The organism is Pseudoalteromonas luteoviolacea S2607 (assembly GCF_001625575.1).
Taxonomy (GTDB): Bacteria; Pseudomonadota; Gammaproteobacteria; order Enterobacterales; family Alteromonadaceae; genus Pseudoalteromonas; species Pseudoalteromonas luteoviolacea_E.
Genome location: NZ_AUXV01000017.1, coordinates 93,086 through 105,914, shown reverse-complemented (window position 1 = coordinate 105,914; position 12,829 = coordinate 93,086). Strand labels below are relative to the sequence as shown.

The window sequence follows — 12,829 nt, the reverse complement described above, 5'->3', positions numbered from 1 at the left end:
TTGTTCTGTTTTTAACAACAGTGTGAGGTGTTATTTTCAGTTTTTTTTTTCTGTTTATATCCGTCATGTCTGCACGGGTTTGAATTTTTAACAGCGTAAAAAATTAAGGAAAGCTATGAAGTTAAAATCTACGGTAGTGCCTGTACTGGCCGCATTTGCCATTTCTGGGTGTCATTTCATCGCGCAAGCGAGTACCTCTAATAAGAGCCTAAGTGAAGATGTTAAAATTACGCGCACAGAGCATGGTATCCCGCATATTCAGGCTAAATCTTTGTATGGACTCGGGTATGGTAACGCCTACGCGCAAGCACAAGATCATGCGTGTATCTTGGCTGATGGGTATGTTCGTGTCAGAGGTGAGCGTGCTAAATACTTGGGACCGCATAAAAATGGTCAGGATAACTTTTTTGTAAGTTTAGACTTAGGTTATAAAATCATCGACCTCCATGGCAGAGTTGCCCGAGAGTACGCTAATTTGTCAGCAGATACTCGCGCATTGGCTGACGGATTCGCAGCGGGGTATAACCAATATCTGCAAGATGTACAGGCGGGTAACGCTGAATTAGCACCTGCTTGTAGTGGCAAAGCATGGGTAAAACCAATCGATGGTGTTGATGTGGTTGCATCGGTGCTGGCGTCTGCGACACAAAACAGCATTGGGCGTTTACTCGTCCAAATCTTACAGGCCAACCCTGGGACCGGTAACGAGTGGCTACCGACAATTGCAAAACAAGCGCAGCAATCTGAAAAACCATGGCTAATGGCCAGCAATACGGATTACAAACCCAAGCAGTTAACACAAGGTTCAAATGGCTGGGCTTTAGGTCATGAAGTGACCAGTAATGGTCGCGGCTTATTGCTCGCAAACCCGCACTTCCCATTCAATGGCAATTTACGTTTTTGGGCTAACCATGCCAGTGTTGAAGGTGACTTTAGCACGATGGGGGCGTCGGTCATTGGTGTACCTGGCATCGTGAATATCGGTTTTAATGAAGATTTAGCTTGGACACACACTTATTCTGCTTCAAGGCACGAAGTGGTTTATCAGTTGGAATTGAACCCGCAAAACCCGCTGCAATACAAGTTTGATGGCCAGTGGGTAGATATCGAGAAAAAACAAGTCAATGTTGAAGTACTCACCCCAATGGGTGTACTCACCATGAAAAAAGACTACTTTACGACCCCAATTGGTTACGTCATCGAAGATCAGAAAAACTTTCCTTGGGATAGCAAGAATGCCTACGTGGTCCGTGACACCAATATTGATAACTTAGGCGGTATCGATCATTGGTTGGCAATGAACCGTGCAACAAATCTAGATAACTTTATCGAGACCTTCAAAAACCACGATGGACTTGCGTTTAATAACACCCTAGTGGCCGACAAGCTTGGTGAAGTGTTCTTTGTTGACGACTCAAATGTGCCAGATGTGACCCCTGTTGGCGAGGAGCTACTGCGCAACCACCCGTTGATTTCAGAGGTTTATAAAAAAACCAAACTAGCTGTGTTACCGGGCACTAATAGCGCATTGGTATTTCAGCAAGAAGTACCGTATGAACGTGCCCCTAAACTGCGTCGTCAAGATTATGTGCAAAATGCTAATAACTCATACTGGTTAACGAACTTACACAGCAAGCTGAGTGGTTATTCGCCGCTTTATGGCCACGTTGATTACAAACAAACACGCCGTACGCGATATAATATTAACCTTATGCGTTTTGCCCGTGGTGCAGATGGTAAGTTTGACCGTCATGAATTGGAAAGCATTGTGACCGGTACTAGCGCATCATTCGAACTATATAAACCTACGGTGATGGCGACTTGTGCATTGTATGCGGGGCAAACGTTGGCAGTCACTGACACGCTGAGCATGCCAGTTAACCCAGCTTGTCAGGCATTTGCAAAGTGGGATGGTAAGTTCAATGCCAATTCTAAATCGGCGCCCCTTGCCAAAGAGTTTTTTAACTTGCTAACGGATGAGGATCTTGTTGTGCAGTTCAATGCTGCGTTCCCAGCGGTGACGCCGAGCATCGTTAAAGCTGAAAAGTCGACCCTGATTAAATTACTCGCTGCGAGCAAGCAACTTGAGAATGCTGGTTTTGCCATTGATGCGACATTGGGTGAGTTGCAATATTTACAGAAAGGCGAGCGTCGTATCCCATGGCCGGGCTCTGATCACCACAGCGGTGGATTCAATATCTTCTCAACGACCAATGCGATGGACTTAACATCATTCGCACCGACCATGGCTGCACCAATTCGTGAAGTTTTAGACCCAACTTGGCCAACCAGAACGGGCCTGAGCACAGATGGTTACCCAATTAACTATGGATCTAGCTGGATGATGGTGGTTGGCTTCAATGAGCACGGTCCACAGGCACGTGGCTTATTGACTTATTCACAGAGTAACAACCCTAATTCGCCGCACTTTACCGATGCCAGTGAGCACTATGCCGCAGGTAAAGGTCTGATTGATTTGCCGTATACCGATGCGCAAATTAAACAGGGCAAAATTAGTGAAATGACACTTACTGTGAAAAAAGACTAAAAATCTTAGACTGTCGCGCGTCACAGTGGCGACAGTCTAAATTTTGGAAAAATGTGATGAGTTTCGATAACGAAAACGGCACTTTTAAAGTGATCATGAATCACGAAGAACAGTACTCTTTGTGGCCAAGTTACAAATCAGTCCCCGGCGGTTGGCAAGACACGGGTGTGAGTGGTGACAAGGCTACGTGTCTTGAGCATATCAAAACACATTGGACAGATATGCGTCCCTTGAGCCTCAGAAACGCAATGGCTCAATAAAACGTGTACGCGACAATTGAGCGTCTTGCAAGCAAGCCGCTCTTTTTCAACGCCTCACTTCATAAATCCGAATCGTGGGCAGCACCCATTTAATCAAGCGCATCAGCTTGGCGTAATCAGACAAAAAATAGCCAAAATTAAATTCAGCATGCGCAATTGCTAGATAACTTTCATGGAGTAAATCATGACCGCCATCACCATTATGGATCACTTAGCGCGGCACGCTGCGCAGCAGCCGGACAACATCGCGCTAGTCTGTGTGGATAAAAAAGCACAGACGCCATGGAGCTTTGGGGAGCTATATGCTCAGAGCTTGATGGTTGCCAGCCATTTGAAAAATCACGTGGTGGCAGGCGACAGAGCGCTGATCTTAATGGACACCGGTATTGAGTATGTGACGAGCTTTTTAGCATGTCAGTACCTTGGTGTAACGGCCATTCCAAGCTTTCCACCTGAGTCAACCAAAGCACAGCATATTGCGCGTACGGTAGGTATTGCAGAAGATTCAGAAGCCGCTGTGGTGCTCACCACGGCACGATTTACCTCGACCGTGGAAGCGCTGGTTGAGCAAGTTGATGGCAGCAAAATGCTGGTGATTGATGAGTTCTGTGAACAACATGAAACAGTCGAACGCCACTCAGCCAAGTCTGAAGAAATCGCGTTTTTACAATACACGTCAGGGTCAACTGCGAAGCCCAAAGGCGTCATGGTCAGTCATGGTAATTTACTTGGTAATGAAAAAGCCATTGCAGAGGGCATGAATATTACCCAAGATGATGTGCTCGTGAGCTGGCTACCTCTGTTCCATGATATGGGGTTAATTGGTGGGTTGCTGCAGCCGATTTATACGGGATATAAACTCGTACTGTGCTCACCTAGGTACTTTATGGAGCGCCCAGCGCGATGGTTACAACTGATATCTGAATACAAAGCCACTATGAGTGGCGGCCCTGACTTTTCGTATCGCTTGTGTATTGAGCGCGTGAAAGATAAGCAGGTCGCCGATTTGGATTTGAGCAGTTTACGGGTATTTTTCTCTGGTGCTGAGCCTATTCGCCACGATACCTTACTAAGTTTTGCACAAAAATATGCGGCGCAAGGGTTTAAACCAACTGCGCTCTATCCATGTTATGGCCTCGCCGAAGGCACTCTATATGTTACCGGTAGCATACCATCGCAAGGTGCAGTGATTGAGGCGTTTGATACGCGTGAGTTGGCAGCGGGTAAAGCGGTATTGCAGCACGCTAAAGACTTGCGCGATAGTGACGAATATACCCATCAGGTTGGGTGTGGCGTTGTCGCCAGTGAACACCAAGTGCGTATTACTTGCCCAACCAGTTTTGATGAGATGGCACCGGGTCATATTGGTGAGATTTGGGCGAGTGGTCCAAGCATTGCGGTAGGCTACTGGCGCAATGAGCAAGCAACCCAAGAAACCTTTGTGGAACATGATGGGAAACGCTGGTTAAGAACGGGCGATGTGGGCTATATCCACGGTGGCCAGTTGTTTATATCTGGTCGTCAAAAAGACCTGATTATCATGAATGGCCATAACGTCTATCCACAAGACATCGAGCGTGCCATTGAAGGGGCACTGAGTTTTGTGCGTCAGGGTCGCGTGTCTGCTTTCCCTGTCCCAAGTGAGCAAAGCGGTGAGGGCATTGGTGTGGCGATTGAAACCGCCAATGTATATCGCAACGACGTGCCCGCTGAACAAACGGCATTGATTGTCAGAGATTTTATTATTGCGCAATTTGGCAATTGTCCAGAGCTTGTGGTGTTACTGGACCAAGGTGGACTGCCCAAAACCTCCAGTGGTAAATTGCAGCGCAGCGCGTGTATGAAGTTACTGCAAGCCGAGAAATTGGCAACTTATGGGGTATTTAACCTGACACAATTGCAACAGCTTGCAGTGAGTCATGGCGGTGATGACCAACACACATGGGATGAGGTGGCGCAACGTTTAGCTGTATTGTGGCAAAGCGTGTTGCACTACCCAGTCAATAGCGATAACGCGGACTTCTTTGCCTTGGGTGGCAGCTCGATCAAAGCAGCTCTGCTGTTGGCAAAGGTACAAGCAGCGTTTAACTGTCAGATTGAGCCAACGGCGGTATTTGCCGCCCATAAATTTGGCGACTTTTGCCAGTTGGTGCGCGAAAGTATCGCAACTAACCAAGAACAGACGTTTATCCCCGCGCTAGAGCAAGCAGCTTACCCTTTGAGTGCTCAGCAACAAAGACAGCTATTTTTGTGGCAGTTAGAACCATTGAGTAGTGCTTATCACATCGGTGCCAGCTTGACACTCAAAGGGGAGATCAATGCAACGTATTTGCACCGCGCCGTGGCCCATATCTTTGCGCAGCAGGGCATTTTACGTCACGCCTATGGCAAAGATGAATCAGGGCAGTGGCAGCAACAGTTAAGCGCACAAGCACTCAATTGGCAACAGGCCGATTTTAGTGATAGCTCAGATCCAGACGCCGCAGCTAAAGTATGGCTTAAAACCTTCTACAAGCAGCCCTTTGCATTAGAGCGCGGTGAAAACTTTAGAGCCGCACTGATTCAGTTGCCAGATAGTCGTACGCAGCTGGTTTTAGTGATGCACCACATCGCCAGTGATGCGTGGAGTTTCGATCTGGTCTTGGCAGATATTAGCCGTTATTACGCGGCATTGGTTGGCACACAGCCCTTACCTAGCACCGACCATACCGTGAATTATGGTGACTTTGCGGCTTGGCAGCAGCAGTGGCTTTCAAGCTCAGAGGCTCAAGCACAATTAACCTATTGGCAGCAACAATTACAGGCCAATGATGACGAAGAGCTGCTTGCGCCTCAGCATCCAAGGCAACCTGATATGCCAGCGCCTATGCAAAGCGAGGTTTTAAAGCTATCTTATCAACAGGTTGAGCAATTACAGGCCTTAGCACATCAGCATGGCGCAAGCTTATTTATGCTATTGCTCAGTAGCCTACAAGTATTCTTCTATCGCTTTTCTGGTAAGCGTACCCCACGAATTGGTGTGCCAGTGGCGAATCGCCGTTTTTCGCAAGTACATTCACTGATGGGCTTTTTCATCAACACGCTGGTACAACGTAACGCGCTGTCAGCGGAGCAAAGCTTTATTGAGGTGTTGTCGTCTACAAAAACACACGCCATTGAGGCGCAAAAAAATCAGGATTTACCGTTCGAAAAACTCGTCGAGGTGATGAACCCAGATCGTAGTCTTGGACAAAACCCGTTATTTCAAGTCATGTTCAATCACCTAGAGCAAGACGTTCAGCAGGCGCTCGAATTACCGGGTGTTGAGGTTGAGCAAGTTGAAGCGCTACAACAGCAAGCGCAGTTTGATTTAAGTATCGACTCTCGGTTATTAAACGATGGCGCCTTATTGCTAGAATTCCAATACAACGCAGCTTTGTATGACGCCGATTATATTGCGCGTGTGGCGAGTGCCTTTAATACTCTGTTGAGTGGCATTGTGAATGCACCAAAGCAAGCCATTGGCAACTTTGCGCTGCACACAAAGCAAGTTGAATCTGCTCAGTTAGGGCGTGGCGAAGACATTGATTTGCCTGCGACACCTTGGCTGCATACAATCAGCGAGATTGCAGCGCAAACGCCAGCGCGCACAGCAGTGATTTATAACGACCAGCACTATAGTTTTGAATGGTTAGAGCAGACTGCAAATCGTTTGGCCCATGGGCTAATTGCCAATGGTTTTGGCACCGAATCTGTTATTGGCGTGATGCAAAACAGAAAGCCGCTGATGTTGGCAAGTACGCTGGCGTGTTTAAAAGCAGGCGCGGCTTATTTGCCTCTAGATAAACAATTCCCTGCAGACAAATTACAGCATATGCTGCAAGACAGCGGGTGTGGCGCGATCTTAAGTGATGAAGCGGTATTGCCGGTGACCTTTGAAGGTGCACTCTTGTCTCCTCAAACTCTGTTGAGTGAGCAGCACCTCAATACCGCATCGCCAAAGGTGCACCATCACGACAATCAAACCGCGTATTTAAATTACACCTCAGGTTCGACTGGTAAAGCGAAAGGCGTGGCCATCGAGTTAGGCGCATTGTCGCGCTACATTGAGTCAGCTAAACGCTTTATCAACCTACAAGCCGATGACGTTGTGTTGCAGTTTGCAACCGCCAACTTTGATGCGTTTGTTGAGCAGCTGTTCCCAACTTGGGCGGTTGGGGCGGCCGTGCTGTTGCGCGGTGATGCGTTGTGGGATGCTGACACACTCTACGCACAGGCACAAAAACACCATGTGGCCGTGATGGATTTAAGCGCCGCTTACTGGCGCAGTATCAGTGCGAGTTGGGCACGAAAAGCACAGCAAGCACCGCTCAATCTACCTAAATTAAGGCAGGTGCATTCGGGCGGTGAAGCCATGTCTGTAGCTGGGATCCAAGATTGGCAAAACACAGGCCTTGCTCAGGTGAGATTGCTCAACACTTATGGACCAACCGAAATCGTGGTGGAAGCGGCGATCCATCCATGCCAAGACATGAATGTCAGTGATGACGGGCAACAGTCCGTGCCGCTTGGGCACGCATTGGCTGGTCGTCAGCTTTACATTTTAGATGACAACCTCGAGACAGTCCCTCCTGGTTATGTGGGCCAGCTCTACGTGGGCGGCGATATTCTGGCCCGTGGCTATTGGGCACAGCCTGACATGACGGCGACTCGTTTTATTGCCGACCCGTTCAGCGACACTGGCGCCCGCATGTATGCCACGGGTGATTTAGTCAGCTGGCAAGGTGGCGAGTTGATGTATCACGGTCGTAACGATCACCAAGTGAAAGTACGTGGCTTTAGAGTCGAGCTTGGTGAAATTGAACAGCAGTTCAGTCAGCTACCTGATGTTGACACGGCGGTGGTCGTCACCGAGCAGCAGAGTCATGGTCTCGGTTTAATTGCCTACATACAAAGCCCCAAGTTCAGTGAGCCAGCATTTGCCGACAAGTTAAAACGCGCGCTAGGCGAGCGTATGCCCGCTTATATGGTGCCAAGTGATATCGTCGTGATGGAAAAACTGCCCATCAATGCCAGTGGCAAATTGGAGCGTCAGCAGCTGCCAAAAGTGGCGCGTGTCGCCCAGCCTGTTTCATTGGCAGAAAATGACACGGAGCGTGCCATTGCTGAAATTTGGCAAAAACACTTAAAGACTCAAGAGATTGACCGTCATGCCAATTTCTTTGACGTTGGCGGCCACTCCCTGTTGTTAATGGCTGTTTATGAAGAGCTAAAAGTGCAATACCCCAATTTACAAATGACAGAGCTGTTTGCGCACCCAAGTATAGCCAGTTTGGCGACTTTACTGGGCAGTGCACAGGCAAACGCAGCGCCTGTTACCTCGAATAAACCAAGTGGCGCGAAACAAAAACGCGGCATGGGCGCGATTGCCGCGCGTAAAAGAAAAGCAAGAGAATCATAACAATGTCAGAAAACAATTATAGCGAATTAGATATTGCCATTGTGGGCATGGCGGGCCGTTTCCCAGATGCCGACAACGTTGATGCGCTGTGGCAAAATGTACGAGACGGCAAGTGCGCCGTGCAAGATTTAACGGATGCAGAGTTGCGCGCTGCGGGTGTCAGTGAAGATGACTTGGCGCACCCTGATTATGTAAAACGCGGTGTGCCTTTTACGGGCATGGCGCAGTTTGATGCGGCATTTTTTGGTTACACGCCAAAAGAAGCGGCGCAACTTGACCCACAGCAGCGGGTCTTTTTGCAAACCTGTTGGCATGCTCTAGAGCATGCTGGCATCACGACCAATAGCAGTAATTTTACTGGGGTGTTTGCAGGATGTGGCGTCCCTGCTTATTTATTACAAAACCTGCTGACAGATAGCCAACAAGATATCACCAGTTTGCTGGCACTTACCAATGGTAACGATAAAGATTCGTTGGCGACACGTGTCAGCTACGAGCTAGACCTAACGGGTCCTGCTGTGACGGTGCAAACGGCATGTTCAACCTCGCTCGTGGCTGTGCATATGGCGTGTCGGGCTTTGCAGAACTACGAATGTGACTCGGCGCTTGCCGGTGGTGTTTGGCTCAATCTGAATAATGAGCAAGGCTACCATGCACCAGCGGGGGGGAGCTTGTCTCCTTCAGGTCAGTTAAGCGCGTTTGGTGAGCAAGCCGATGGCATCTTGATTGGCAGTGGCAGCGCAGCGGTGGTACTCAAGCGCGTTGACGATGCCATTGAAGAGGGTGACCATATTCTTGCGGTGATCAAAGGCTCTGCTATCAACAACGATGGTAAAGAAAAAGTTGGGTACACGGCACCGAGTGTGACAGGTCAGGCGGGCGCGATAGAAGCAGCCCTTGAGTTTGCTGACATTGACCCGAGCTCGGTGGGATATATTGAAACACACGGTACGGGCACAACGCTTGGCGACCCTATTGAAATCGCAGCATTGAGCCGAGCATATGGGGCGTGCGACAAGCAGCAAATCGCCATTGGCTCAATAAAGGCCAACATTGGCCACTTGGACTCGGCAGCAGGGGTAACTGGGCTTATCAAAGCCGTTCAAGCCCTGCGTCATAAAACGCTTCCACCCAGTTTGCACAGCAGCCCGTTGAACAGCAAAATCGACTTTGCCAATAGTCCGTTTTACGTGAATACCGAACTTAAGTCTTGGCAAAGCGATTCAGTGCGCCGTGCAGCGGTTAGCTCATTGGGTATGGGCGGCACAAATGCCCATGTCATTTTAGAAGAGTACGTCGCACCTGAGGTGGCGTTCAATCAGGCTGCACCTTGGCACATTTTACCGCTGTCAGGCAATAGTCAATCCGCGTTGGAAGCACAGCGTCAGGCATTGGCAATTAAGCTCCAACAATCACCAGAGCAGCTCCCTTTGATTGCTGCACAGTTGCAACATAGCCGCACGGCGCAAGCCATTCGTCATGCGGTTGTGGTGGACAGTGCTGAGCAAGCACAGCAACTCCTTGTCCGCGATATCAGTGGTGACAAGGCAAGCAATCATAAGATTGGCTTGATGTTCTCAGGTCAGGGGTCGCAATACGTGACGATGGCACAGCCACTGTTAAAACATATACCCGCATTTAAGGCGCATTTTGAGGCTGTGACGGCGTTATTCAACACAGAGTTACAGGATGAATTGCGTCGCGTGTTTACCCCAAGTGACGATGAGCTATTGGCGGCTAACCAGTTGCTTGGCCAAACGCGAGTGACGCAACCAGCCCTGTTCGTGGTGGCCTATGCTATGGCCAAGAGTTACGAGAGTCACGGTGTTCACATCGAGGCGATGTTGGGACACAGTATTGGTGAATACGTGGCGGCCTGTTTGAGTGGGGTGATGAGTTTAGAGACGGCTGTTAAGCTGGTCACGGCACGTGGTGAGGCGCTACAAAACATGGCTCCGGGCGCGATGCTTTCGGTGATGAGCGATGCGCAAAGCCTGACTCCTTATTTGAATGAACAGTTAGATATTGCGGCATGCAACAGCCCTAGCAATACGGTGGTTGCGGGCACCAAAGAAGCAATTAAAGCCCTGCAAGGTGAATTGAAAGCCGCTGATATCAGTGTGACGCGTTTACACGTGTCTCATGCATTCCACAGTCATCTGACAGAACCGGTACTCAACGAATTTGCTGAGGTTCTTGCGCAAGTTCAGTTAAATGCGCCTAGCACGCCTTTCGTTTCTAACCTCTCGGGGACTTGGATCACTGCTGAGCAAGCAACGTCAACGCAATATTGGCTGGATCATATCCGCCAAGCCGTTAATTTTGTCGAGGGCGTGAACACGCTAGCGCAGCGCTGTGATGTGTTAATCGAGGCAGGCCCTGGCGATACGTTGCAAAAGCTTGCCAAACAATCGGTATCTGACACCGTGACCGTGCTTAATTCCATTGCACATGCACGCGACCTCAAAGCGCCTATTCCTCCTTTTGTGAAGACCTTGGCAAAGCTTTGGCAGCTGGGTGTGCAAATCGAGTGGTCACAGGTGAGCGAAGTTGTACAGGGCGCTGAAACGGCATTCCCGGCGTATCAATTTGATAAAACGGAATTTTGGGTGGATGCCAAAACGGTTAGCGCTGCAAACACACGTGTCAGTGAAGATACTGGCCCTGAGTTATTAGAGCCAATTTGGCAACAACAGCCTATTACTGCCTTGTCATCTATTGATTTGCAGGGCCAAAAGGTGGTGTTGCTTGCCTCGGATGCACCGCTGACAGCACAATTAAGCTCTGCGCTGGCTGCAAAAGGCGCGACGGTTATCCAAGTTTGGCAAGGCGACGCATTCTCTGCCCTTGACCAAAATCAGTATCGGTTAGATTGCCATGATGCGGGCCAATTAAGCATGCTTCACGAGCAAATCGACGGATTTAAGCGCATTGTTGATTGTCGTCTATTGGATCAGCACGCCTGTGGCTATCAATTGTTGTTACCACTGTCGAAGTGGTTACTAGGGCAAGATCAAATTCATTGGACTGTGGTGGCAAGTGAGTTGTTTAGCGTCTTGGGTGATGAAACAGTATCTGCCGAAAAAGCCACAGCCCTTGGTATGACGCGTGTTGTCGCCATGGAACAATCGACAATTCACTGTCAGTTGCGTGAAGTATCACACACCCATCGCGATAGCAGCCAATTGCAATTTGCCAATCAGTTAGTGGCTGATATGGCAATTGATGTGCAAGAAATCGCCTATCGTGGTCGCCAGCGTTTTGTACTGACGCAGCAAGCTTTACCTGCAATCGCGGCGCAGGTAAATGCAGCATCGTCATCCGCTGTAACCTTTATTACCGGTGGTTTAGGTGGCGTCGGTTTAGTCCTTGCCAAGCTTTTAGCTGCCCAAGGTCATGCCTTGGTGTTACAAACCCGCAGCGCGCTGCCAGCAAGCGAACAATGGGCTGCATTGATTGCGGATGAGTCCAGTGACGCTAAGTTGGTGGGCCAATTAAGCGCACTACAAGCATTGCAAGATGCTGGTGCACGTATCGCGGTCGTGCAGGCAGATGTATTAGACATTGCGAGCTTAAATGTGGCTATTAGTCACGCTGAGCAATCATTGGGACGAGTTACTCAAGTGATCCATGCAGCGGGCCTGCCGGGTGGGGGGATGTTGGCGCAGGTTAACGCAGAGCAGGCGGCACAAAGCATGGCTGCGAAAACCCGAGGTACTGATAACCTCTTGGCTGCGTTTAAATCTCATCAACTTGAGCGCATGATCCTATGTTCGTCATTGGCTTCGGTACTCGGTGCACTGGGTCAAAGTGATTATTGCGCGGCCAATAGCTATTTAGATGCGGTGGCCATGCAGCCACAGCCTTTCTTGGTACAGTCGGTTAACTGGGATGCATGGGCAAACATCGGTATGGCTGCGGGGCACAGTGTGGGTGAAGAGTTTGGTATTGATGAAGCCGCTGCACGAACTTTGCTTGCGGGTATTGGTCAATCTCAAGCACCGCAATTGTACGCTGCGAGCTTGTCTTGGCAAGCGCGTGCGGACAAAGTGGCAGAGCTAACTGAGCGCTTGATGCAGGCTAAATCGCCAGTACCTAAAGGCCACAAGCGACCTGATCTAGATACGGAGTTTGAAGCGCCAGAGAGCGAACTCGAATTGCAGTTGGCTGCAATTTGGAGTGAATTCTTGGGCTTTGACGAAATCGGTATTTTCGATAACTTGTTTGAGCTTGGTGGTGACTCACTGATAGCAATTCAAATGCTGGCAAAGGTGAAGCAGCAGTTCGCAGTTGAAGTTGAACCGGCAACCTTCTTTGAAGATCCGAATCTAGATAACCTGATCTTCCTAATTGAAGAGCAGTTACTGAGCGAATAACGTCGCGCTACCTATCCTATCATTGAATTTTTTGGAGGCCATTGCGGCCTCCTGCTTTATTTTTTTCATTTCCCAACGTCTAGCTGGCATCAAGGGCAAATTTACCAACACATCAAAATCATAAACGATGTACAAAACTCAGTCATAAAACTCATTTAAGCAAATTAAAACAGCACCTTACTTTCATGTAAGCCGCGTAGTTTTG

The 12,829-nt window shown here is 49.1% G+C and carries 4 protein-coding genes; all 4 read left to right on the top strand.

The features are described from left to right. Nucleotides 1-115 precede the first annotated feature (115 nt). The 4 genes from N480_RS10460 to N480_RS10445 all read left to right on the top strand — a co-directional run bounded on the left by N480_RS10460 (nucleotide 116) and on the right by N480_RS10445 (nucleotide 12,624). Complete coding sequence (locus N480_RS10460) at nucleotides 116-2,548, top strand: penicillin acylase family protein (protein WP_063372443.1); 2,433 nt, start codon at nucleotides 116-118, stop codon at nucleotides 2,546-2,548. 56 nt (nucleotides 2,549-2,604) lie between these two features. Then, entirely contained in the window at nucleotides 2,605-2,808 is a 204-nt protein-coding gene (locus N480_RS10455) for an MbtH family protein (RefSeq protein ID WP_063372442.1), read from the top strand. Between the two features lie 184 nt (nucleotides 2,809-2,992). Beyond that, nucleotides 2,993-8,248: a non-ribosomal peptide synthetase gene (locus N480_RS10450; protein ID WP_063372441.1), complete on the top strand. Its 5,256-nt coding sequence runs from the start codon at nucleotides 2,993-2,995 to the stop codon at nucleotides 8,246-8,248. Between the two features lie 2 nt (nucleotides 8,249-8,250). Further along, on the top strand, nucleotides 8,251-12,624 hold the full coding sequence (locus N480_RS10445) for a type I polyketide synthase (RefSeq protein WP_063372440.1): 4,374 nt from the start codon (nucleotides 8,251-8,253) through the stop codon (nucleotides 12,622-12,624). Nucleotides 12,625-12,829 lie beyond the last annotated feature (205 nt).